Genomic DNA, 21,601 nt, shown 5'->3' with positions numbered 1-21,601 from the left:
CGTCGCCGCCGGAAAGCCACCCAAGCTCGCAATCACCGCCGTCATGCGGAAGATGATCGTCATCCTCAACGCCATGGTCCGAGACGACGCGCCATTCAACGCCTGAAACACAGTTGCTTGACCGGAGGGCCCATTCTGCGGCCAGGCGCTGGGCCGGGAGGCGCATGGATGCTCCGATCAAGTCGGAGCATGACGGCGGTTGGTGGGATGCAGGAGGGCGGCGGGTTGCGGCGCAAGGTTCTGCCACAGCCACACCTTCGCCCCCCGTCCCTGCCTTCGTCCCCGCCGTTGCCCCTCGCTCCACCGTCGCCCTCCGGCTTGACAGGAGGGCCCATTCTGCGGCCAGGCGCTGGGTATGACGGCGGCCGTGGATGCTCCGATCAAGTCGGGGCATGACGGCGGCTTGGAGGGATGCAGGAGGGCAGCGGGTTACGCCGCGAGGTTCTGCCACCAACCACACCTTCGCCCCCATCCCTGCCTTCGTCCCCGCCGTTGCCCCCCGTCCCGCCGTCGCCCTCCGGCTTGACAGGAGGGCCCATTCTGCGGCTAGGCGCTGGGTATGACGGCGGCCGTGGATGCTCCGATCAAGTCGGAGCATGACGGCGGTTGGTGGGGCCATCATGGGGCCGCCCCTTCCGTTCGTCGTCCTGCCGTCTCGCCTTTCACCGCCGGCATACCCTCTCGTGCGGACGCTCACCGCGGGTCGCCGGCATCCTCCGCCAGCGATTCGAGGTCGAGCGCGGCGGGGTCCTCGGCCACCGACGGCTCGGACAGAACCGGCATCCAGGGCCGCTGGCGCGACGGCGGCCGGGTGGCGATGGCGGTGAGGCTGCGCCAGGCCAGGCCCTCCGGGGGTGCGGAGGCGGCGCGCGGGTGCGCCTGGTCCTCTGCACGCGCCGCTGCCACCGGCGCGGTTGCCGGCCCCGTCGCGAGCGGTGCGGCGCGGAGATGAAAATCCGAAAGCAGGCGCGCGGCGTCCTCCGCCCCGCCCGCTCCGTCCGGGCCATCGCCTGTCCGCTGGACCTCATCCGAACCAGCCCCGTCGGACGCCGCGGGACCAGGCCGCCCGGCCCTCCCCGCCTGCGCCACGAATGCGATCGTGCCGGTACGCTCCAGGACGGCCGGCGTCACCACCCGCGCCGGGCAGGCGTGGGGCGCCGCGTCGCGCGTCACCACGAGGCGCGCCGAAAGGCAGTCGGCCGCAAGGCCCTCGGCGCGGCGCGACACGGCGATGGTGCCGCCGCTCGGCAGCGGTGCAACGCAGCCCAGGGGGTCGCAGGCGAAGGCCGCGGCCAGCCCCCCGTCGTCCGCCGCGCGGCGGTCGCCCTCGCGCGTCAGCCACTGCTCGGCGATCAGCCGGTGCGCCCGCGCACCGAGGATGGAGAGCCGGCCGTCCGCGCCCCGCACCGCCACCGTCTCGCCGTTGGGGGCGATGAGGATTTCCGGACGGACCGGCGCCGGCGCCACGATCAGGGCCAGCGCCAGCGGCACCACCGCAAGCGCGCGCATCCAGCCGCGCAGAAGGCACAGGCACAGGAGGGCGAGGCTGGCGAAGGCAAGGCTCGCCTCGCCCATCACGCCGACCCGCTGGTCGGCGCCCGGCAGCGCCGCGACGACGTCCGAGGCCGCCAGCATGATCTCGATGCCGAACCCCATCACCGGCCAGGCCAGCCCGTCCCAGCCGAACGGCAGCAGCAGCACGCCGACGAGCCCCGCCGGCATCACCACCAGCGAGACCGCCGGCATGGCGGCGAGGTTCGCCAGGAGCCCGTAGGGCGCGAGCCGCTGGAAATGGAACGCCCCGTAGGGCGCGGTGGCCAGCCCAGCCACCAGCGAGGTCAGCGCGATGCCGGCGAAGAACAGCCCGAGCATGAGGGCGCCACGGGCGATCCATCCGTCCGGCCGCGGCCTGGCGCGCAGGGGCCGCATCTGCTCATAGACGGCCACCAAAGCGAGCGTCGCCGCGAACGACATCTGCGTGCCCGGCTCCAGCGCCGCCTCGGGCGAGAGCGCCAGCACCAGAACCGCCGCCACGGCCACCGTGCGCAAGGTGAGCGCGGGCCGCCCGGCGGCGACGCCCACCAGCACCAGCGCCGCCATCACGAACGAGCGTTGGGCCGGCACGTCGTTGCCCGACAGGATGAGGTAGAAGGCGCCGCCCGCCAGCGCCACCGCGGCGGCGAGGGACTTGATGGGCGCGCTCAGCGCCAGCGGCGGCACCAGCGCCAGCAGCGCCCGCGCGGCGGCGAACAGGGTGCCCATCACCAGCGCCATGTGCAGGCCGGATATGGACAGGATGTGGGTGAGGCCCGACACCCGCATGCCCTCCTCCACCCGGTCCGGGATGGCCGACCGGTCGCCCGCCACCAGCGCCACGGCGATCTCGGCCGGCGTGCCGCCGATCACCGCGCGGATTCGGCCGGAAAGGTCCCGGCGCATGGCGTCGACCGCGGTGGCGACGCGCACCGGGAGCGGCGGCGCGCCGATGTCCGGCGCCGGCTTCGGCCGGCCGAGCCCGTAGCCCACCGCGCCGATGCCGTCGAACCAGGGGCCGCGGCCGAAATCGTGCGCCCCGGGCATGGCCGGCCCGAGCGGCGGCAGCAATTGGGCGAGCTGCGTCACCGGCGTGCCCACCGGCGGGGCCCAGCCCTTGCGCAGGGTGAGCCGCACCAGCTCCGGCGGATGGTCGAGCCCGCGCACCGGCCGGCCGTCGAGCCGCAGCAGGATGCGGTCGCCCTTGGCGCGGCGCTCCACCCGCTCCACATGGCCGGCGAGCCGCACCGGGAAGCTGGGCGGCGCCGTCACCGCGTGGGCGATCAGCGCCGTGCGCAAGCCGGCGACCGCGAAGCCGGCAGCGGCGGACGCCAGCGCCAGCAGCACCGCCAGCAGGAGCGGCCGGGCGCGCGCGGCGACGACGCCCGCCGACAGGGCCGCCACCAGCAGGCCGGAAGCGAGGAGCGCGGGTTCCCGGTCGGCGCCGAAATAGAGCACGATGCCCGCCGCGAACGCCGCCGGCAGCCACAGGATCAGCCGGCCGGATCCCATCTCCGCCGCCGCCTCGCCGGCCATGCGGGCGCCGAGCGCATCGAGCGCCGCGCTCAGGCGGCCGGGAATGGGGCCGAGCCATCGCGCGCCCGGCAGCGGCAGAACGGCGCCCGCGGGCGCGGCGCGCGCGCCGCTCCGTGGCCGTCCCTCAGCCTCGATCCCCCGCCCCATCGGCCGGTCCCCGGACCCGCGCAGGCCTGCGCGAGCGGAATGATCGCACAGGTTGAAAGGCCTGCGCACGCCCGTTTCGATTCCCCTTGCCGGCGTAGCCCGGCCCCCGTGCCGCCGGCCATATGCCTGCCGCTGCTCCTGTGCTACAGGGGCGACCCGCGAGCCACCCCGCGGCGCGGCCGCCCGGCGCCCTGCCGGCGACCCGCCTGCGCCGCGCGTGCGGCATTCCCCGAGAGGTTTCCCGAGCCGCCATGTCCGACATCGTCACCCGCTTCGCCCCCTCCCCCACGGGCTTCCTCCATATCGGCGGCGCGCGGACGGCTCTGTTCAACTGGCTCTATGCCCGCCACACCGGCGGCAAGATGCTGCTGCGGATCGAGGACACGGACCGCCAGCGCTCCACCAAGGAGGCCATCAGCGCCATCATCGAGGGGCTCGAGTGGCTCGGCATCACCTGGGACGGCGAGCCGATCTACCAGTTCGCCCGCGCCGAGCGGCACCGGCAGGCGGTGGAGGAGATGCTCGCCAAGGGCAACGCCTATCGCTGCTGGGCGACGCCGCAGGAGCTGGACGAGATGCGCGAGCTGGCCCGCAAGGAGGGCCGGCCGCCGCGCTATGACGGGCGCTGGCGCGACCGCGACCCGGCCGAGGGGCCGAAGGACCGCGACCCGGTCATCCGCCTGCGCGCGCCGCAGACCGGCGAGACCGTGATCGAGGACCTGGTGCAGGGCACCGTGACCTTTCCCAACAAGGACCTCGACGATTTGGTGCTGCTGCGCTCGGACGGCACGCCCACGTATATGCTGGCGGTGGTGGTGGACGACCACGACATGGGCGTCACCAACGTGATCCGCGGCGACGACCATCTCACCAACGCCGCGCGCCAGACCCAGATCTACCGCGCGCTTGGCTGGGACGTGCCGCAGATGGCGCACATCCCGCTGATCCACGGGCCGGACGGGGCCAAGCTGTCGAAGCGCCACGGCGCGCTCGGCGTCGATGCCTATCGCGACATGGGCTACCTGCCGGCGGCGCTGCGCAACTATCTGGTGCGCCTCGGCTGGAGCCATGGCGACCAGGAGGTGTTCTCCACGCAGGAGATGATCGACTATTTCGACCTCGCCAAGGTCGGGCGCTCGGCGGCGCGGTTCGATTTCCAGAAGCTGGAAAGCCTCAATGGCCAGTACATGCGCGCCGCCGCCGATGCCGACCTGCTGGCGGCCATCGACGCGCTGGTGCCGCATCTGCCCGACGCGGCGCATCGCCTCGCCCGCATGACCGAGGCGCGCCGCGCCCAGCTCGCCGCCGCCATGCCGGGGCTGAAGGAGCGTGCGAAGACGGTGGTGGAACTGCTCGACAATGCCGAGTTCATCTTCGTCGCGCGGCCGATCCCGCTGGACGAGAAGGCCACCGCCTTGCTCACCGCCGAGGGCAAGGCGCATCTCGGCCGGCTGCTGCCGCTGCTGGAGGCCGCCGAGTGGACCGCCGCCGCCACCGAGGCCGCGGTGCGCCAGTATGCGGAGGCGGCCGGCGTGAAGCTCGGCGCGGTGGCCCAGCCGCTGCGCGCCGCGCTCACCGGCAAGAGCACCTCGCCGCCCATCTTCGACGTGCTCACCGTGCTCGGCCGCGAGGAAAGCCTCGGCCGCCTCAGGGACCAGGCGGGGTGAGCGGAACGGGCGACGGCACCCCGGCGCCGGACCGCGCGCCCGACCCCGATCTGGACCTGGATCTCGACCTCAGGGGCCTGAAATGCCCCCTGCCGGTGCTGCGCGCCCGCAAGGCGCTCGCCGACCTGCCGCCGGGCGGGCGGGTGCGCCTGGTCTGCACCGACCCCATGGCGGCCATCGACATCCCCCATTTCGTGCACGAGAGCGGCCACGTGCTGGAGCGCCAAGAGCGCGCCGGCGACACCCTGGTCTTCGTGCTGCGCCGGGCGGAGTGACGCTGCTTCATCTCCGTCGCACGTTCGCCGACATCCTCCCCTTCCCCGCCGTCGTCCCTTTCCCCGCCGTCGCCCTCCGACTTGATCGGAGGGCCCATCTTGCGACCAGGCGCAACGCGGCGAGGGCGGCATGGATGCTCCGATCAAGTCGGAGCATGACGGCGGTGAGGGTTCCGGCGCCCCGTGGCGCCTTTCTGCCGCCTTTGCTCCCTTCTCCACCGTCATCCCCCGGCTTGTCCGGGGGATCCACGCCTCGGCCGGGCAGGCTCTGGATTTTCCGGGCGCCCGCCGGCCGCCCGGTGGATGCCCCGGACAAGCCGGGGCATGACCGTGGTTATTCAGGATACGGCCGGGCACGGCCCTTATGCCCCCTCCCCGCCGTCGCCCCAGCCACCGCCGTCGCCCTCCGGCTTGACCGGAGGGCCCATCTTGCGGCCGGGAGGCAGGCCGGGACAGCGGCATGGATGATCCGATCAAGTCGGAGCATGACGGCGGTTGGCGGAACTGCGGTGGAGCGCTCGTTCACTCGGCGCCCTCTCACGCCTATCACCCCCGTCATCCCCCGGCTTGTCCGGGGGATCCACGCCTCGGCCGGGCCGGCGCTGGATTTTCCGGGCGCCCGCCGGCGGCCCGGTGGATGCCCCGCACAAGCCGGGGCATGACGGCGGCTATGCAGGATGTGGCCGGGCACGGCCTTTATGCCCCCTCCCCGCCGTCGCCCCAGCCACCGCCGTCGCCCTCCAGCTTGACCGGAGGGCCCATCTTGCGGCCGGGAGGCAGGCCGGGACAGCGGCATGGATGCTCCGATCAAGTCGGAGCATGACGGCGGTTGGTGGAACTACGGTGGAGCGGTCGTTCCTTCAGCGCCCTCTCACGCCTATCACCCCCGTCATGCCCCGGCTTGTGCGGGGGATCCACGCCTCGGCCGGGCCGGCGCTGGATTTTCCGGGCGCCCGCCGGCGGCCCGGTGGATGCCCCGCACAAGCCGGGGCATGACGGCGGCTATGCAGGATGTGGCCGGGCACGGCCCTTATGCCCCCTCCCCGCCGTCGCCCTCCGACTTGATCGGAGGGCCCATCCGGCGGCCGGGCGCTCGGCCGGAGGGTGGCGTGGATGCTCCGATCAAGTCGGAGCATGACGGCGGTTGGGGTTACCGGCGTCCCGTGACGCCTCTTCATCGCCGCCCGTGCCCCAAACGAAAACGGCGGGGCCAAAGGCCCCGCCGTCTTGCATCGAACCGGAAGGTCCGCGATCAGCGCTTCGAGAACTGGAACGAACGGCGGGCCTTGGCGCGGCCGTACTTCTTGCGCTCGACCACGCGGCTGTCGCGGGTCAGGAAGCCGCCCTTCTTCAGCGGAGTGCGCAGCTCGGGCTCGTAATAGGTGAGCGCGCGCGAGATGCCGTGGCGCAGCGCGCCGGCCTGGCCGGAGAGGCCGCCGCCGGACACCGTGCACACCACGTCGTACTGGCCTTCGCGGGCCGCGGCCTGGAACGGCTGGTTGATCATCAGGCGCAGCACCGGACGGGCGAAATACACCTCGATGTCGCGGTCGTTGACGGTGATCTTGCCGGTGCCGGGGCGGACCCACACGCGGGCGACCGCGTCCTTGCGCTTGCCGGTGGCATAGGCGCGGCCGAACTTGTCCAGCTTCTGGACATGGACGGGGGCTTCCTGGCCGACGGTGCCGAGAGCGGCACCCTTGGCACCCGCGAGGGCGTCGAGGGACTGAAGAATCTCGGCCATGTTCAGTTCCTCACGTTCTTGCGGTTGAGCGCCGCCACGTCGAGGGCGACCGGCTGCTGGGCCTCGTGCGGATGGGTCGGGCCCTTGTAGACGCGCAGGTTGCCCATGATCTTGCGGCCCAGCGGGCCGCGGGCGAGCATGCGCTCCACCGCCTTCTCGATCACGCGCTCGGGAAAGCGCCCCTCGAGGATGAACTTCGCGGTGCGCTCCTTGATGCCGCCCGGGAAGCCGGTGTGGTGGTAATAGACCTTCTGCTCTTTCTTGCGGCCGGTGAGCACCGCCTTCTCCGCGTTCACCACGACGACGTTGTCGCCGCAGTCCACGTGGGGGGTGTAGATGGGCAAGTGCTTGCCCTTCAGGCGCATGGCGATGATGGTCGCGAGCCGGCCGACAACGAGGCCGCTGGCGTCGATCACCACCCACTTCTTCTCGATATCGGCGGGCTTGGCCGAATACGTCTTCATGGGGATCATCCGAAATAAGAAGGCCGGGCGCGAGGGCATCCGGCGATGAAGGGGCTTTTAGCGGAGGCACCGCGCAGCGTCAACGCGGGCATCTGCGAAATACGCGTGGAGTTTCATAGGCTTATGAAAATGGTGTTATAACACCAATGATTTTTGCGCGAAATCGCAGCCTGTTATGCCGTGCAATGCCGGCATCCTAACCAATTACCGCCCCTCGGCGCCCAGCGCGCGCATGGCCGAAATCCACCGGGCGCGCGCCCCCTCGCTCAGCCGCTCGACGCCGCCCACCAGGCTGGTGCGCACCGGCGCGATGCCGACGAGGCCGAGGATATTGCGCTTGAGGATCGCCACCCCCGCCGAGAGGAACCAGAGCCGGAACGCCAGCGCCGGCATGCCCATGGTCACGACGATGCGGGCCGTGCGCCCCTTGAGCAAAGGCTGCGGGAAGCCCTTGCCGCCCGCGCCGTAGGCATAGGCGAAGCCGGGACGCAGGATCTGCTCCAGGAAGCCCTTGAGCAGCGCCGGCAGGGTGCCGAGCCAGAGCGGGAAGAAGATCGCCACGTGCCGCGCCTCCAGGAGCGCGCCCCGCGCCTCGGCGAGTTCCGGCGGCGCCATGCCGCCCAGGAAGTCCGCCTGCGACCGCAGCAGCGGGAAGTCGAGCTGGGCCACGTCGATCACGATCACCCGGTGGCCGCCCGCGCGGGCGCCGTCCGCATAGGCCTGCGCGAGCGCATGGCAGAGGTGGCCGCCGCCCGGGTCCGGATGCCCCTGGATCACGAGGATGGTGCCGACGGCGTCTTCGGTGGCGGACATGGCGCTCGGTCTCCCGGTTGTGGCATCCGTGCCATGCCGCGGCGAAGGCCGCCTTGCGTCAGATCAGCCGGCCCGCCGGCCCCTACCGGTCCTCCCAGCTTGCGGGCCGCTTCTCCAAGACCGCGGAGATGCCTTCGTCGGCGTCGCGGGCGAGCATGTTCTCGGTCATCACCCGGCTGGCATAGGCATAGGCATCGTCGAGGCCCATCTCCATCTGCGCGTAGAAGGCCTCCTTGCCGAGCTTCACCGGCACCGTGGACTTGGCGGCGATGCGCCGCGCCAGCTCCTGCGCCGCGGCGAGCGCCGTGCCCTCCGGCACCACCCGGTTGACGAGGCCCATGCGGTGCGCCTCCGGCGCCTCCACCCACTCGCCCAGCAGCAGCATCTCCAAGGCGTGCTTGCGCCCGAGATTGCGCGAGAGCGCCACCATGGGGGTGTGGCAGAACAGGCCGATATTGACGCCCGGCGTGCAGAAGCGCGCCTTCTCGCCGGCCACGGCGAGATCGCAGCTCGCCACCAGCTGGCAGCCGGCCGCCGTCGCCATGCCCTCCACCGCCGCGATCACCGGCTGCGGCAGGCGGACGATGGCGGTCATCAGCGCCGAGCAGCGCCCAAGCACCTCGGCGAAATAGGCGCGGCCGCGATCGGCGTCGCCCCGGTGCGCCTGGATCTCCTTGAGGTCATGCCCGGCGGAGAAGACCGGCCCCTCCGCCGCCAGCACCACCGCGCGCACGCTCTTGTCCGCCGCGATGCCGGCGAGCGCCGAGGAGAGCGCCGCCATCATCGCCTCGGACAGGCTGTTGCGCGCCTGCGGCCGGGCGAGCGTCAGCGTGCACACGCCGTCCGTGACCGCGCTGGTCAGCACGGGGGCGGCGCCTTCGTTGGCGGCGGGGTGAAGAATCATGCGGCGTCCTTCCGGGTCCTGCGGCGCCGCGCGGCTCGCCGGCGGCGCATTGACGTTTTCGCTGCCCATCTTATTCAGGTCGCGCGGCGGGCGCGAGGGAGAGCGGACCATGACATCCGGGACGGTGATGACGGCGGCGGAGCTCGAGGACTTCCTCCGGGAGGTGTTCCCGCAGGCCTTCGGCCCGTCCCGCCCGCACCACGTGGTGGCGCTGGGGCACCGCACCGCCACCATCCGTCTCGATGCGGAGGACGAGCACCTGCGCCCCGGCGGCACGGTCTCCGGGCCGTCGCTGATGGCGCTGTCCGACGTCGCGGTCTATGCGGCGCTGCTGGGGCAGATCGGCAGGGTCGCGCTGGCGGTCACCACCAACCTCTCCATCAACTTCCTGCGCAAGCCGGCGCCCGGGCCGGTGTTCGCGGATGCCCGCATCATCAAGCTCGGCAAGCGCCTCGCGGTGGGCGACGTGGCGCTGCGCGGTGCCGGCAGCGACGACCTGGTGGCGCACTGCGTCGCCACCTATTCCATCCCCGACAAGAGGTAGCCCGGCGCTCGAACGCGCGCTGCGGGATTGACGGCGGGGCGCGGCTCCCGTAACGCCTGCGCCTTCCCTCACCGCCCGCAGAAGAACCGCCGCGCCCCATGGCCGAGACCGCCGAGAAGTCGCCCCGCATCTCCTTTGTTTCGCTGGGCTGCCCGAAGGCGCTGGTGGACAGCGAGCGCATCGTCACGCGCCTGCGCGCCGAGGGCTATGAGCTGACGCGCACCCACCAGGGCGCCGATCTCGTCATCGTGAACACCTGCGGCTTCCTGGACAGCGCCAAGCAGGAGAGCCTCTCCGCCATCGGCGACGCCCTCGCCGAGAATGGGCGCGTGGTGGTCACCGGCTGCATGGGCGCCGAGCCCGAGGACATCCTCAAGGCTCATCCGAGCGTGCTCGCCATCACCGGCCCGCAGCAATATGAGAGCGTGCTGGCGGCGGTGCATGAGGCGGTGCCGCCGCGGCACGACCCGTTCCTCGACCTCGTGCCCGACCAGGGGATCAAGCTCACCCCGCGCCACTACGCCTATCTCAAGATCTCCGAGGGCTGCTCCAACCGCTGCACCTTCTGCATCATCCCCAAGCTGCGCGGCGACCTCGTCTCGCGGCCGGCCGGCGAGGTGCTGCGCGAGGCGGAGAAGCTGGTGAAGGCAGGCGTGAAGGAACTGCTGGTCATCTCGCAGGACACCTCCGCCTACGGCCAGGACATCCGCTACGCCGCGAGCCCCTTCGGCGACAAGGAGGTTGCGGCTCGCTTCGTCGACCTTTCCCGCGCCCTCGGCGATCTCGGCGCCTGGGTGCGGCTGCACTACGTCTATCCCTATCCGCACGTCGACCCGATCATGGAGCTGATGGCGGAGGGCAAGGTGCTGCCCTATCTCGACATCCCGTTCCAGCATGCGAGCCCCACCGTGCTGAGGCGCATGAAGCGCCCAGCCTCGCAGGAGAAGACGCTGGCGCGCATAAACGCTTGGCGGCAGGCGGTGCCGGACCTCACCGTGCGCTCCACCTTCATCGTCGGCTTCCCGGGCGAGACCGAGGCCGAGTTCCAGGAGCTTCTGGATTTCCTGGAGGAGGCGCAGATCGACCGCGCCGGCTGCTTCAAGTTCGAGCCGGTGCGCGGCGCCGAGGCCAATGCGCTGGCCGATCCCGTGCCCGACGCCGTCAAGGCCGAGCGCCACGACCGCTTCATGCGCGCCCAGCAGGCCATTTCCGCGCGCCGCCTCAAGAAGAAGGTGGGCACGCGCCAGCAGGTCATCATCGACCAGGTGACGCCCGGCGGCGGCATCGGCCGCACCAAGGGCGACGCGCCGGAGATCGACGGCACCGTGAAGGTCGCCGCCCGCAGGCCGCTGCGCGTGGGCGAGATCGCCACCGTCAAGATCGAGGCCGCCGGCCCCTACGACCTCGCCGGGACCGCGGTGGGCTTCTGAGGCAGGCCCCGCGGCGGCAGGCCCCGCGGCCGCCGCAAAACGAAAACGGCCGGGCGAGAGGCCCGGCCGTTTCGCTATTCGTTAGTCACGGAGCCGCGTTCAGCCCTCGTCGTCGTCCGTGTGCTCGGGCGGCACGAGGCCCTGGAGGCCGGCGAGCAGTTCCTGCTCGGTCATGCGGTCCATCTGCACGTCGTCGTCGCCGGAGCCTTCGCCGGAGGTGATCATCGGCACGGCCTCGGGCTCGGGCTCGTCCACCTCGGTGTACTTCTGCAGCGAGTGGATGAGGTCTTCCAGAAGATCCTCGGGGCTCACCGTCTCGTCGGCGATCTCGCGCAGCGCGACCACCGGGTTCTTGTCGTTGTCGCGGTCCACCGTGATGGGCGCGCCGGACGAGACCATGCGCGCGCGGTGGGCCGCGAGCAGGACCAGCTCGAAGCGGTTGTCCACCTTGTCAATGCAATCTTCCACGGTGACACGGGCCATGGGCTCGTCACTCCTTCATGCGCCAGCGACCAGGGCCGACGCCGGATGGGCTCAGGGAAGAGCGTGCGATACAGCAATTCACCACTTCCGGCAAGAGCGCTCTTGATTTCGCTTGCGTTGCAATCGCCTTCGTCGGAAAAAGGCGGCAGACGGACCATTTTATAATCGCTCTATCGTTACGCCCCACCTCTTCCAGAAGCGGATATTTGTATGCAGGGCACTGAGAAGATCGCTCTCCTTATCGACGGGGCCAATCTTTACTCCGCTACCAAGGCGCTCGGTTTCGACATCGATTACAAGCGCCTTCTGAAAGAATTCCAGAGCCGCGGCTATCTGTTGCGCGCCTTCTACTACACGACGCTGATCGAGGACCAGGAATACTCCTCCATCCGTCCGCTGCTCGACTGGCTCGATTACAACGGCTACGCGGTCGTGACCAAGCTCGCCCGCGAGTTCACCGACGCCCAGGGCCGCCGCCGTGTGCGCGGCAACATGGACATCGAGATTGCCGTCGACGCCATGGAGCTGGCCGAGCACGTGGACCATATCGTGCTGTTCTCCGGCGACGGCGACTTCCGCTCCCTGGTGGAGGCGCTGCAGCGCAAGGGCGTGCGCGTGTCGGTGGTGTCCACCATCTCCACCCAGCCGCCGCTGATCTCCGACGACCTGCGCCGGCAGGCGGACATATTCATCGACCTCGTGGAGCTGCAGCCGAAGATCGGCCGCGATCCCGGCGAGCGCGCCGGCCGCATGCAGGAAACCCCGCGCTTCCTGGAGCGCCGCGGCGCCCCCGCCGCCGATACCGGCGACCTGTGATGGCCGCTTCGGCGGCCCCCTCCCCTTCCCCAACCCGTGAGCCGGGCCGCGACTGCCCGCTATGCCCGCGCCTTGCCGGCTTCCGGCAGGAATGGCGCGCGCTGGAGCCCGAATGGCACAACGCGCCGGTGCCGGGCTTCGGCCCGCTCACGGCGCGGCTGCTGATCGTCGGCCTCGCGCCCGGCCTGCGCGGCGCGAACCGCACCGGGCGGCCCTTCACCGGGGATTTCGCCGGCGACCTGCTCTATTCGACGCTGCTGGCCTTCGGCTTCGCGGCCGGACGCTACGGCGCCACGCCCGATGACGGACTGACCTTGCGGGATGCGCGCATCGTCAATGCCGTGCGCTGCGTGCCGCCGCAGAACAAGCCGACGCCGGAGGAAATCCGCACCTGCCGGCCGTTCCTCGGCGCCGCCATCGGCGAGATGTCCAAGCTCGAAGTGATCGTGACGCTGGGCAAGATCGCCCACGATTCGACAGTCCTGGCCCTGGGTGGGCGCGCCGCGCATCTCAAGTTCGGGCACGGGGCCGACGGCGTGATCGGCGGGCGGCGGGTGATCGCGAGCTACCACTGCTCGCGCTACAACACCAATACCGGCGTGCTGACGCCCGCCATGTTCCATGCTGTCTTCGCGACCGCCCGCGCCTATCTCGACGCCGCGCCCTGAAGGTGGGCGAGCACGTCCGCCGCGCTCTTGTCAGGCGGGAACACCGGATAGAAGACGTGGGAGATCGCCCCCTCGGTGATGACGAGCGTGATGCGCTTCAGCAGCCGCATGCCGTCCACCTCGAACATGGGCAGGCGGATGGCGTGGGCGAGCTCGTGCCGAGCGTCCGACAAAAGCGGGAACGGCAGATGCAGCCGCTCCGCCACCTCCTTCTGAACCGGCGTCTCCTGCACCGAGAGCCCGAACACGTGGTCGGCCCCGGCCTCCCGCAGCAGCTCGAAATGGTCGCGGAAGGAGCAGGCCTGGGGCGTGCAGCCGCGCGCGCCGGGGATCTCGTCCCAGCCCGTGGGCAGCGGCTCGCCCGGCACGCCGGTGCGCGGATAGACATAGACCACCGCGAGGCCCGAGAGGCCGGAGAGGTCCACCACCCGCCCGTCCGTCGCCGGCAGGCGGATGATGGGCAGTTCGAGCCCCGGAAGGTGGACGGCCGCGCCGTCGTCCTCGGGGGCCGGCAGGCCGTCGGGAAGGGATTGGAACTGGGTCATGTCGGGCTCCCGTAGGAGATGAATTCGAGCAGCGACCCGTCGGGATCGCGGAAATAGACGCTGGTGCCGGCGCCGCCGGCACCGAATCGCTCCACCGGCCCCAGCTCGGGCACGATGCCGTGGCGCGCGAGGTGAGCCACCGCGTCGGCGATCGGGCCGTCCCAGCGAAAGCACAGGTCGCTGTTGCCGGGCTGGACCGGCAGCCGCGCCACCGGCGTCGCGTCGACGCCCGGCCCGTGCAGGTTGAGCTGGCGCGCGCCGAAGCGATAGGCGACGCCGCCTGTGGGCGTCGTCACCACTTCGGCGCCGAGCACGTCCCGGTAGAACGGGGTCGAGACCGCGAAGTCGCTCACATGCACCACGCAGTGGTCGAACGAAACCGGCAGCGGCATAACTGCCCTCCCCTATCCGCGGTCGCGCATCAGGCGCGCCTTGTCGCGCTCCCAGGATTTCTCCTTGAGCGCCTCGCGCTTGTCGTGGCTCTTGCGGCCGCGGGCGATGGCGATCTCCACCTTGGCGCGGCCGCGGTCGTTGAAATAGATCTTCAGCGGCACCACCGTCATGCCCTCGCGCTCCACCGCATGGCCGAGCTTGCTGATCTGCCGCTTGTGCAGCAGCAGCTTGCGGGGCCGGCGGGTCTCGTGGTTGAAGCGGTTGGCCTCCAGATATTCCGGGATATAGGCGTTGTAGAGCCACATCTCGCCGGACTTCTGGGCGGCATAGCTCTCTGCGATGGTGGCCTTGCCGGTGCGCAGGCTCTTCACCTCGGTGCCGGTCAAGGCGATTCCGGCCTCGAACACCTCGCCGATCTCATAGTCGAACCGCGCCCGCCGGTTGTCGGCGGCGATCTTGCGCGGCGCTTCCGTCTTCTTGCTGCTCATGGTGGGGAATGTGGTCGCACGGCCGCGGCGAAGCAAGCGGCAAGGGGGGTGTGGGTCAGGGGCGGCGGCGGGCCGTGTGGTAGACGGCGATGACAGTCATCAGGTTACCTTCGTCTTCAATGCGATAGACGATGATGTAAGGGCGCCGTGTCATCACCCACTCGCGCGTCCGAGGCACCGCGCCAGGACTGGCGGCGGGCTGCCCTTGAGAATCGAACCCTCATGTCCTGAAGCGCGCCAAGATCGCTTCCATCTCCTCCTCGGTGACGAAGGTGGCCGTTCCCTCGTCAATCTCGCGGACTATGAGTTTGACTTCGGCCACCTGCGCAGGCGTCAATTCATATCCTGGCGCACTGTTTTGCGCGAAGCCGAGCAAGACCTCGGCCGCACGGTCCTGCTCCGCGTCCGGCAGCTTGCGGATTTCGGCGATGGCTTCTTCGAGCAGCTTGGTCATGAGCCAAGCATAGCAGAGACGGCCTCAGTTGATGAGGCCGGCATGCACCATGGCGCTGCGCACCACGGCCTGCGTGCTCTCCGACACCGTCACCATGGGCAGGCGCACCTCGTCGCTCATCTTGCCGAGCAGCGAGAGCGCGTACTTGGTGGGCGACGGGTTGGTCTCCACGAACAGCGCCGTGTGGAGCGGCATCAGCTGGTCCTGGATCGCGAGCGCGGTCTTGAAGTCGCCGGCGAGGCACGCGTTCTGGAACGCGGCGCACAGGCGCGGCGCGACGTTCGAGGTCACGGAGATGCAGCCGACCCCGCCATGGGCCATGAAACCGAGCGCGGTCGCGTCCTCGCCGGAGAGCTGGATGAAGCCCTCCCCCAGCACCTGCCGCTGCATCGACACCCGCGCCATGTTGGCGGTGGCGTCCTTTACGCCGACGATATTCGGAATCTCGTAGAGCCGCGCCATGGTCTCCACCGACATGTCGATCACCGAGCGGCCGGGGATGTTGTAGATGAAGATCGGCAGGTCCACCGCGTCGGCGATGGCCTTGAAATGGCGGTAGAGCCCTTCCTGGCCGGGCTTGTTGTAATAGGGCGTCACCACCAGGAGCGCGCTCGCGCCCACCTTCTGGGCGTGCTCGGCGAGGGCGATCGCCTCGGCGGTGTTGTTGGAGCCGGCGCCGGCGATCACCGGCACCCGGCCGGCGGCCTGCTCGACGGCCCACTCCACCACCAGATTGTGCTCGTCGTGGGAGACGGTGGGGCTCTCGCCCGTGGTGCCCACCGGCACCAGGCCGTGCGTGCCCTCGGTGATCTGCCAGTCCACGAGGCCGCGGAACGCCTTCTCGTCGAGCGCGCCGTCGCGGAACGGGGTGACGAGGGCAGTGAAGGACCCGCGGAAGGGCGACGACGACGGCAAGGGCGACGAGAGGGGCGACATGGGGGCGCCTCGTTTCCTGACAAAGAGTTGATCGGCCGCCAGGCAGCCGGATCGGCGCTGCGGCGCGCCGGCGGTCGAGCGCACGGCGATCCGAACCCTTAGCCTGTCCAGGCGCGGCGGGAAAGAGCGTCGGGTCCAGGTTGTGGCAGCCCCGCTTTCGCCCTCATCGTTTGCTCTGGTGTGGTTAGGGTTTCGTCAATTCGCGTGGCGGAACATGCGGCGCTCATCGGACATCCGGGCCGCGAGGGTACAATCATGTCGCCAGTTTCGACCCTGATCCGCGCCAGCGCCGTGGCGATCGCCGTCGCCACGCTCGGCGCGATGGCAGCGTCCCAAGCGGCGCCCCTTCCCCCGACGCCGCCCGATTCGAGCACATCCGCCAGTTCCAAGAAGGCCGACTCCAAGAAGGACGCGGGCAAGAAAGACTCGGGCAAGAAGGACGCGGCGAAGAAGGACAGCGGCAAGAAGTCCGCGAGCACGTCCGCACCCATTCCGCCGGCCAAGCCCGGCACGAAGCCCGGTACCACCGCTGCCAAGCCGTCCTCCGGCAGCCAGTCCAAGGCAGCCGCCCCGGCCCGCGTGATGCCGCCGCCGAAGCCTGCGGCACCGCCCACCGTCGCCGCCTCCGCCGCGATCCCCTCGGGCGAACTCGGCACGCTGAAATCGGCCGTGTCCGCCGCCCGCAGCGGCAAGGGCAACGAGGCCCTCGCGCTCGCCCGCGACCTCGACGACGAGGTGGCGCGCTCGCTGGTGACGTGGCTCGTCGCCCGGCACGCGCCGCAATTCCTCGGCTTCAACGGCATCAACGCCTTCCTCCAGGAGAAGCCCGGCTGGCCGACGCAGAACACGCTGCGCCGGCGCGCCGAGCGCATGCTGTTCCAGGAGAAGCGCGATCCCGCCACGGTGCGCGCCTTCTTCGCCCAGCAGCCGCCGATCTCCGGCGAGGGCAAGATCGCGCTCGCCCGCGCGCTCATGGCCACCGGTGCCCGCTCCGACGCCACCGACTGGCTGCGCGAGGCCTGGTATCAGGACGAATTGACCGAGGCGTTCGAGGAGCAGGTGCTGGCCGAGTTCGGCTCGCTGCTCACCCGCGGCGACCACAAGGCGCGCGCCGACCGCTTCAGCTATCTCGGCGAGAGCGACCGGGCCTTGCGCGCGGCAGGCCGCGCCGGCTCGGACGTGGTGACGCTCACCAAGGCGCGTCTCGCGGTGATGAACAACGATTCCAACGCCGGAAAGCTGTTCGCCCAGGTGTCCGGCAGCTTTTCGAGCGATCCCGCCTACCAGTTCGCCAAGGCGCGCCTGCTGCGCCGGTCCGACAAGCCGGCGGAGGCCGCGAGCGCGATCCTCCAGGGCGCCAAGAGCCAGAATGCGGCGCTGGCGCCCGACCAGTGGTGGATCGAGCGGCGCTTCATCGCCCGCGACCTGATCGACGTGGGCGATGCGCGCACCGCCTACCGCGTCGCCGCCACCGGGGTCGAGCCGGAAGCCAACAATTTCCGCGCCGAGCAGCAGTTCACCGCCGGCTGGATCGCGCTGCGCTTCCTCAAGGACCCGCGCACCGCGAGCCAGCATTTCGCCGCCGCGGCCGAGGGCCAGTCGCACCCCATCACCCTGGCGCGCGCCTATTACTGGCAGGGCCGCGCGGCGGCCGCTGCCGGCGACCGCGGCACCGCGCAGGCGCGCTTCCAGGCCGCGGCGCAGTTCTCCACCGCCTATTACGGGCAGCTGGCGCGCACCGAGCTGGGCGTCCAGCCGGTGGCGCTGCGCAACACCGCGCAGCCCTCCTTCTCGGACCGCAACACCTTCCCGCGCATCGAGGCGGTGAAGGCGATCCGCCTGCTCTACGCCATCGGCGAGCGCGACATCCCGCTGACCATCTATTACGACCTCGCCTGGAACCTGAAGGAGCCGGGCCAGCTCACCCTGCTCGCCGAGCTGGCGCAGGCCAACGGCGATCCGCGCGGCGCGCTGGCGGTGGGCCGCGAGAGCCTCGGCGATGGCGGCATGCCCACCGACCTGATCGCGTTCCCGACCTCCGGCCTGCCCAACTACCAGCCCATCGGCACGCCGGTGGACAAGGCCATGGTCTATGCGGTGGCGCGCCAGGAGAGCCATTTCCACCCCGGCACGGTGTCGAGCGCCAAGGCCATGGGGCTGATGCAGGTGACGCCGGCGGCCGGGCGCCAGGTGGCGAAGGTCACGGGCGCCACCTACAACGAGGCGCGCCTGATGAGCGACCAGTCCTACAATGTGCAGTTCGGCGCCGCCGAGCTGGGCGAGCTGTGGGACATCTACGACGGCAATTGCGTGCTGGTGTTCGCCGCCTACAACGCCGGGCGCGGCAACGTGCGCAAGTGGATCGAGCGGTTCGGCGACCCGCGCGACCCGGACGTGGACGTGGTGGACTGGGTGGAGCGCATCCCGTTCGGCGAGACCCGCAACTATGTGCAGCGGGTGATGGAGAACTACCAAGTCTACAAGGTGCGCTTCAACATCCCCACCAAGCTCCAGCTGGAGGCCGACCTGCGCGGCACCCGCACCCGCTGACCGGGGCGCTTCTCCTCGCACCCCATCGACGCTTCATCGGCCGCCTTCGGGCGGCCGATGCCGTTTCAGGGCAAGGTCGGTTCGGGGTCCCTCAGCCGGGGCGGCGCGGCGGCAGGCGCAGATCCTCCGGCTTCGTGCCGGCGATCAGCGCCTTCGCCTGGCCGATCCAGTCCTCGCGCTCGATGCGCCCGGGAAAGGCGAGATAGGAGCCGACCCACAAAGCCTCGTCCGCGGACCATTCGGCGATCTGCGACAGCCGGTGGATGCCCAGCGCATGGAGCCGCGCCTCATTCTGGGGGCCGATGCCCTTGATGAGCTTGAGGTCGTCGCTGCCCGCCTCAGGCGCCTCCAGCGCCGGCGGACGCTGGCCGGGATGGTCCGCCTCCGCGTCGCCCCTGATGGCGGGCTTCGCCTGAGGCTTTGGCGCGGGCTTGGCGAGCGGCGCTGGGAGAGGCGCGGACGCGCCGAGCAGCAGTTCGCCCTGAACGGCAGGCAGAGGCCCGGCGGGCGGCTCCGCTGAGGCGGAAGGGACGGGCGCGACGTCATCGGGGGGCGCCTTGGCTTCAGGCGCAGGCGTGGCGCCACGATCGGCTTCGGTGGCGAGCAGGGCCGCCGGCGGGACAGCCAGCGCTGCCTCCCCCCGCTCGGCCGCGGCCCGGGTCCGGCGCGCGCGCAGATAGAGGCCGATGGCGAAGCCGATGGCGAACACCAGTGCCAGCAGCAGCAGGGTCTCGATGGCAAAGGCCGTCATGGCCGCCCTCCCCGCCCCGGCAGCGGCCGGCGCGCATAGTAGCCGGTGAGAAGGCCGAGGATCAGCGCGCAGAGAAGATAGGGCCAGAGCGCAAGCGCGAGATAGATCATTGCGAGGCGCCCTCCTTCACCGCGATCTCGATGCGCCGGTTCAGCGCCTTGCCCGCCTCGGTGTCGTTGGGCGCGACCGGCTGCGAGGTGCCGTAGCCGGTCGCCGAGAGGCGCTCGTGGAGGATGCCGGCGTCGGCGAGATAGAGCACGACCGCGTCGGCCCGCGCCTGCGATAGGCGCTGGTTGAACGCGGCATCGCCGTCGGAATCCGTGTGCCCCGTCACCTCGACCACCGTGCCGGGGCAGCGCGCCAGCGCGAAGGCCAGCCGGTCGAGCAGGCCGAGGCTGCGGCGGTCGATGCGCTGGCTGCCGGAATCGAACAGGATGGTGGCCCGAACCAGCAGGTCGTTGACCGACTTCTGGCATTCCGGCGCCGTGGCGGGCGGTCCCGCCGGCGCGGGCGCCAATGCCGTCTCCACGGTGAAAGGCGGCGTCAGGCGCCGGGCCAGCTCGGCGGCGATCTCGGCGTCCGCGCCCGGGCGCAGGGTGGTGCCGGAAAGGCGCATCTGGGCATCGGTGAGGCGCATTTCCCCGGAGCCGAGGCGCGCGAGCTGCGACAGGCCGGCCTGGGCGGCCGCCAGGAACCCCTTGGGCGCGCCGCCGCCGATGGCGGAGACGTCGGTGAGCTTCTCCTTCAGGAAGTCGCGCTCCAGGCTCGTGCGCAGCGCCTGGTGCGCGGCCTCGTCCGGATAGAATCCGGACAGGGTCAGCGTGTCACCCTCGCGCTGCACCGCCAACACATATGGCGAGATGGTCGGCGGACGCACGGCGCTCGCATCCACGCTCAGGCCAGCAGGCGGCTGGGCGACCGCCTGCATCAGCAGGCCGTAAGAGGCCGAATCGAGCGCCTCGCCCGAGAGCACCACGCGCGCGCCGCCGATGTCCGCGAAGCCGGTGCGCAGCTTGGCGAGTTGCGCCACGGCGAAGCTGGAGGCGGCGGACCATGCCTCGGGGCTGGGCCCTCCCGAGGCGAGCCGCATCTCGTCCACCACGCCGGAGCCCTGAAGCGCGCCCCGGACGGCATCGAGCAGCAGCCGGCGCGCCTCCTCGGAGGGCGCGTAGCCCGAGAGCACCACCTTGTCCGGCAGGCGCGTCAGCTTCCAGGCGAAGGGCGACACGCGCGGCGGCTCCACCGCGAAGCGGATGATCTGGAAGCCTTCCGGCGGCGTGCGCCTGAGGCCCGTGAGCACGTCATAGGCGACGAAGTCGGGCGCCGCGGCCTCGATGGTGATGGTGCTGTCGGCGAGCCCCACCCGTCCGTTCGGCACGACGGCGAGCGCGCGGCCGGCGAGCCGCACCGCCCGCAGCCAAAGCTCGGTCGCCGGCGCGCCGTCCGCGAGGTGGGTCTCGTCGCGGATGTCGACACCCGGCAGCAGCCCGCGCAGGGCGCGCAGCGCCTCGGCGCGCGCATCGTCCGAGGGCACGTAGCCGGACAGGCGGACGGTGCCGCCGTCGCGCGTGGCGATGAACAGGAAGGGCGAGGCCACCGGCGGGCGCACGGCGAAGCGCGCCAGCGTCATGCCCGGCGGCAGCGGCCCGTTCATGGTGGCTCTCAGCGCCTCGTAATTGGCGAGGTCGGCGGCGCGGCCCTCCATGGCGAGCGCGCCGTCGGACAGGGTGATGCGGCCGGACGGCAGCCGATCGAGCTGGGTGATGGCGAAGGTGGCGAGCGCGGCGAAGTCGCCGGGCGGCGCGCCGCGCGCCCGCACCAGGCGGTCCTCCCCGGCGACGGTGGCGCCGGTGGCGCGGGCGGCCGCGACGATGCGCTGGAGCGCCTCCTTGGACGGCACGTAGCCATTGAGCGCCAGCGCCTTGCCGCTCTTCACCGCGCTGAAGGTGAAGGGGCGCCGCTCCGGCAAAAGCGTGGTCTCGTCCTTCACCACCCGCACGCCGAACAGGTCGGCGAGCGAGGTGCGGACCTTGGTGCGCGCCTCCTCGGCGAGGGATTCGCCGGTGAGCGTCGCATCCCGCCCCTCGAACGCGACGGAGGCCCAGGATTCGCCGCTGCGCACGAGCACGGAGAAGGCCCGCGCGGCGAGGTCGTCCTCCACCGGGCGCTGGGCGGTGGCGATGGTGGCGAGGCCGAGCAGCGCGAGGCCGGCGAGCCCGAGCAGCAGCACGGCCGGCCGCCACCGGCCCGGCCGCCGCATGCCGCCCTGCTCCTTTTTCGAGACCGTGCCGGGTGCGTTCTCAACCATGCGCCGCTGCCTCCATCCGCCGCCCCGCCGGGCGCCGGCCTGCCTCAACCTCCAGGAGGGTGATGGCGCCAATTGAGCATATTTCGGTCACGCTCCGAAAGACGCAGCGGCCGGCCGAAGACCAGGCCGGCGCCGCCGCGCGGCGCGGCGCG

Annotated in this window: 21 protein-coding genes and 1 pseudogene; 8 read left to right on the top strand and 14 right to left on the bottom strand. The window is 71.2% G+C overall.

The genetic code is table 11. The features are described from left to right. Positions 1-106, top strand: a pseudogene (locus tag D9R14_RS22040) (IS110 family transposase); the annotation flags it as partial. 587 nt (positions 107-693) lie between these two features. On the opposite strand, the gene D9R14_RS22035 reads toward D9R14_RS22040, so the two are convergent. After that, positions 694-3,216: a ComEC/Rec2 family competence protein gene (locus tag D9R14_RS22035; protein WP_121625699.1), complete on the bottom strand. Its 2,523-nt coding sequence runs from the start codon at positions 3,214-3,216 to the stop codon at positions 694-696. 251 nt (positions 3,217-3,467) lie between these two features. Here D9R14_RS22035 and gltX point away from each other — a divergent pair, with 251 nt between their 5' ends. Next, positions 3,468-4,883 carry a glutamate--tRNA ligase gene (gene gltX, locus D9R14_RS22030; RefSeq protein ID WP_121625697.1) on the top strand — a complete coding sequence of 472 codons (1,416 nt, stop codon included), beginning with the start codon at positions 3,468-3,470 and terminating at the stop codon, positions 4,881-4,883. Next, positions 4,880-5,158 (top strand): sulfurtransferase TusA family protein, encoded by a 279-nt coding sequence (locus tag D9R14_RS22025; RefSeq protein ID WP_121625696.1) that lies wholly within the window; start codon positions 4,880-4,882, stop codon positions 5,156-5,158. The genes gltX and D9R14_RS22025 overlap by 4 nt, the downstream gene beginning before the upstream one ends. 1,252 nt (positions 5,159-6,410) lie before the next feature. On the opposite strand, the gene rpsI is transcribed toward D9R14_RS22025, so the two are convergent. The 4 genes from rpsI to D9R14_RS22005 form a co-directional block, all read right to left on the bottom strand. Then, positions 6,411-6,902, bottom strand: a complete 492-nt coding sequence (gene rpsI, locus D9R14_RS22020) for a 30S ribosomal protein S9 (protein ID WP_121625695.1) — start codon at positions 6,900-6,902, stop codon at positions 6,411-6,413. A gap of 2 nt (positions 6,903-6,904) precedes the next feature. Beyond that, entirely contained in the window at positions 6,905-7,366 is a 462-nt protein-coding gene (gene rplM / locus D9R14_RS22015) for a 50S ribosomal protein L13 (RefSeq protein ID WP_121625694.1), read from the bottom strand. A 204-nt stretch (positions 7,367-7,570) separates the two neighbouring features. Next, positions 7,571-8,179, bottom strand: a complete 609-nt coding sequence (locus D9R14_RS22010; RefSeq protein WP_121625693.1) for an NAD(P)H-dependent oxidoreductase — start codon at positions 8,177-8,179, stop codon at positions 7,571-7,573. Positions 8,180-8,261: 82 nt separating this feature from the next. Further along, positions 8,262-9,083: an enoyl-CoA hydratase gene (locus tag D9R14_RS22005; RefSeq protein WP_121625701.1), complete on the bottom strand. Its 822-nt coding sequence runs from the start codon at positions 9,081-9,083 to the stop codon at positions 8,262-8,264. 109 nt (positions 9,084-9,192) lie between these two features. On the opposite strand from D9R14_RS22005, the gene D9R14_RS22000 reads away from it, so the two are divergent. Both D9R14_RS22000 and rimO read left to right on the top strand, forming a co-directional pair. Continuing rightward, on the top strand, positions 9,193-9,627 hold the full coding sequence (locus D9R14_RS22000; RefSeq protein WP_121625692.1) for a PaaI family thioesterase: 435 nt from the start codon (positions 9,193-9,195) through the stop codon (positions 9,625-9,627). 98 nt (positions 9,628-9,725) lie between these two features. Beyond that, complete coding sequence (gene rimO / locus D9R14_RS21995; RefSeq protein ID WP_121625691.1) at positions 9,726-11,057, top strand: 30S ribosomal protein S12 methylthiotransferase RimO; 1,332 nt, start codon at positions 9,726-9,728, stop codon at positions 11,055-11,057. 99 nt (positions 11,058-11,156) lie between these two features. On the opposite strand, the gene rpoZ is transcribed toward rimO, so the two are convergent. Beyond that, on the bottom strand, positions 11,157-11,540 hold the full coding sequence (rpoZ, locus tag D9R14_RS21990) for a DNA-directed RNA polymerase subunit omega (protein ID WP_121625690.1): 384 nt from the start codon (positions 11,538-11,540) through the stop codon (positions 11,157-11,159). Between the two features lie 210 nt (positions 11,541-11,750). On the opposite strand from rpoZ, the gene D9R14_RS21985 reads away from it, so the two are divergent. Beyond that, positions 11,751-12,356, top strand: coding sequence for a LabA-like NYN domain-containing protein (locus D9R14_RS21985; protein WP_121625687.1), 606 nt, complete (start codon positions 11,751-11,753; stop codon positions 12,354-12,356). Further along, the gene (locus D9R14_RS21980; protein ID WP_121625685.1) at positions 12,356-13,024 is read left to right on the top strand and encodes a uracil-DNA glycosylase; all 669 of its coding nucleotides are present in this window, start codon (positions 12,356-12,358) and stop codon (positions 13,022-13,024) included. Before D9R14_RS21985 ends, D9R14_RS21980 begins: the two co-directional genes overlap by 1 nt. On the opposite strand, the gene D9R14_RS21975 is transcribed toward D9R14_RS21980, so the two are convergent. Genes D9R14_RS21975 through dapA form a run of 6 tightly spaced genes read right to left on the bottom strand, consistent with a single transcriptional unit; the run spans position 13,003 to position 15,840 of the window. Then, on the bottom strand, positions 13,003-13,569 hold the full coding sequence (locus tag D9R14_RS21975) for a peroxiredoxin (RefSeq protein WP_121625683.1): 567 nt from the start codon (positions 13,567-13,569) through the stop codon (positions 13,003-13,005). The genes D9R14_RS21980 and D9R14_RS21975 overlap by 22 nt on opposite strands. Continuing rightward, positions 13,566-13,961 carry a VOC family protein gene (locus D9R14_RS21970; RefSeq protein WP_121625681.1) on the bottom strand — a complete coding sequence of 132 codons (396 nt, stop codon included), beginning with the start codon at positions 13,959-13,961 and terminating at the stop codon, positions 13,566-13,568. The genes D9R14_RS21975 and D9R14_RS21970 overlap by 4 nt, the downstream gene beginning before the upstream one ends. Before the next feature lie 12 nt (positions 13,962-13,973). Then, a complete protein-coding gene (smpB, locus tag D9R14_RS21965; RefSeq protein WP_121625679.1) occupies positions 13,974-14,450 on the bottom strand; it encodes an SsrA-binding protein SmpB in 477 nt (158 codons plus the stop codon). 55 nt (positions 14,451-14,505) lie between these two features. Further along, a complete protein-coding gene (locus D9R14_RS23605; protein ID WP_369333434.1) occupies positions 14,506-14,628 on the bottom strand; it encodes a type II toxin-antitoxin system RelE/ParE family toxin in 123 nt (40 codons plus the stop codon). A gap of 42 nt (positions 14,629-14,670) precedes the next feature. Next, entirely contained in the window at positions 14,671-14,904 is a 234-nt protein-coding gene (locus D9R14_RS21955) for a hypothetical protein (protein ID WP_121625675.1), read from the bottom strand. Between the two features lie 24 nt (positions 14,905-14,928). Continuing rightward, on the bottom strand, positions 14,929-15,840 hold the full coding sequence (gene dapA / locus D9R14_RS21950; protein WP_121625672.1) for a 4-hydroxy-tetrahydrodipicolinate synthase: 912 nt from the start codon (positions 15,838-15,840) through the stop codon (positions 14,929-14,931). Between the two features lie 255 nt (positions 15,841-16,095). On the opposite strand from dapA, the gene D9R14_RS21945 reads away from it, so the two are divergent. Beyond that, positions 16,096-18,390 (top strand): lytic transglycosylase domain-containing protein, encoded by a 2,295-nt coding sequence (locus D9R14_RS21945; RefSeq protein ID WP_121625670.1) that lies wholly within the window; start codon positions 16,096-16,098, stop codon positions 18,388-18,390. A 91-nt stretch (positions 18,391-18,481) separates the two neighbouring features. Here the strand turns inward: D9R14_RS21945 and D9R14_RS21940 are convergent, their stop codons facing one another. Both D9R14_RS21940 and D9R14_RS21935 read right to left on the bottom strand, forming a co-directional pair. Continuing rightward, positions 18,482-19,141, bottom strand: a complete 660-nt coding sequence (locus D9R14_RS21940; RefSeq protein ID WP_121625668.1) for a helix-hairpin-helix domain-containing protein — start codon at positions 19,139-19,141, stop codon at positions 18,482-18,484. 106 nt (positions 19,142-19,247) lie between these two features. Next, the gene (locus D9R14_RS21935) at positions 19,248-21,449 is read right to left on the bottom strand and encodes an OmpA family protein (protein WP_121625666.1); all 2,202 of its coding nucleotides are present in this window, start codon (positions 21,447-21,449) and stop codon (positions 19,248-19,250) included. Positions 21,450-21,601: the final 152 nt, after the last annotated feature.

This window comes from Xanthobacter tagetidis (assembly GCF_003667445.1).
Taxonomy (GTDB): Bacteria; Pseudomonadota; Alphaproteobacteria; order Rhizobiales; family Xanthobacteraceae; genus Xanthobacter; species Xanthobacter tagetidis.
The sequence above is the reverse complement of the archived record's forward strand: the minus strand, read 5'-3'. Positions and strand labels throughout refer to the sequence as shown.

Bases quoted from the DNA above. Each gene is read 5' to 3' on its own strand.
- D9R14_RS21955 (WP_121625675.1), bottom strand. From the start codon at position 14,904: ATGACCAAGCTGCTCGAAGAAGCCATCGCCGAAATCCGCAAGCTGCCG.
- gltX (WP_121625697.1), top strand. From the start codon at position 3,468: ATGTCCGACATCGTCACCCGCTTCGCCCCCTCCCCCACGGGCTTCCTC.
- D9R14_RS21985 (WP_121625687.1), top strand. From the start codon at position 11,751: ATGCAGGGCACTGAGAAGATCGCTCTCCTTATCGACGGGGCCAATCTT.
- smpB (WP_121625679.1), bottom strand. From the start codon at position 14,450: ATGAGCAGCAAGAAGACGGAAGCGCCGCGCAAGATCGCCGCCGACAAC.
- rplM (WP_121625694.1), bottom strand. From the start codon at position 7,366: ATGAAGACGTATTCGGCCAAGCCCGCCGATATCGAGAAGAAGTGGGTG.
- rpsI (WP_121625695.1), bottom strand. From the start codon at position 6,902: ATGGCCGAGATTCTTCAGTCCCTCGACGCCCTCGCGGGTGCCAAGGGT.
- rpoZ (WP_121625690.1), bottom strand. From the start codon at position 11,540: ATGGCCCGTGTCACCGTGGAAGATTGCATTGACAAGGTGGACAACCGC.
- D9R14_RS21935 (WP_121625666.1), bottom strand. From the start codon at position 21,449: ATGGTTGAGAACGCACCCGGCACGGTCTCGAAAAAGGAGCAGGGCGGC.
- D9R14_RS22000 (WP_121625692.1), top strand. From the start codon at position 9,193: ATGACATCCGGGACGGTGATGACGGCGGCGGAGCTCGAGGACTTCCTC.
- D9R14_RS21980 (WP_121625685.1), top strand. From the start codon at position 12,356: ATGGCCGCTTCGGCGGCCCCCTCCCCTTCCCCAACCCGTGAGCCGGGC.
- D9R14_RS22035 (WP_121625699.1), bottom strand. From the start codon at position 3,216: ATGGGGCGGGGGATCGAGGCTGAGGGACGGCCACGGAGCGGCGCGCGC.
- D9R14_RS21975 (WP_121625683.1), bottom strand. From the start codon at position 13,569: ATGACCCAGTTCCAATCCCTTCCCGACGGCCTGCCGGCCCCCGAGGAC.
- dapA (WP_121625672.1), bottom strand. From the start codon at position 15,840: ATGTCGCCCCTCTCGTCGCCCTTGCCGTCGTCGTCGCCCTTCCGCGGG.
- D9R14_RS21970 (WP_121625681.1), bottom strand. From the start codon at position 13,961: ATGCCGCTGCCGGTTTCGTTCGACCACTGCGTGGTGCATGTGAGCGAC.
- rimO (WP_121625691.1), top strand. From the start codon at position 9,726: ATGGCCGAGACCGCCGAGAAGTCGCCCCGCATCTCCTTTGTTTCGCTG.
- D9R14_RS22005 (WP_121625701.1), bottom strand. From the start codon at position 9,083: ATGATTCTTCACCCCGCCGCCAACGAAGGCGCCGCCCCCGTGCTGACC.
- D9R14_RS21940 (WP_121625668.1), bottom strand. From the start codon at position 19,141: ATGACGGCCTTTGCCATCGAGACCCTGCTGCTGCTGGCACTGGTGTTC.
- D9R14_RS22010 (WP_121625693.1), bottom strand. From the start codon at position 8,179: ATGTCCGCCACCGAAGACGCCGTCGGCACCATCCTCGTGATCCAGGGG.
- D9R14_RS21945 (WP_121625670.1), top strand. From the start codon at position 16,096: ATGTCGCCAGTTTCGACCCTGATCCGCGCCAGCGCCGTGGCGATCGCC.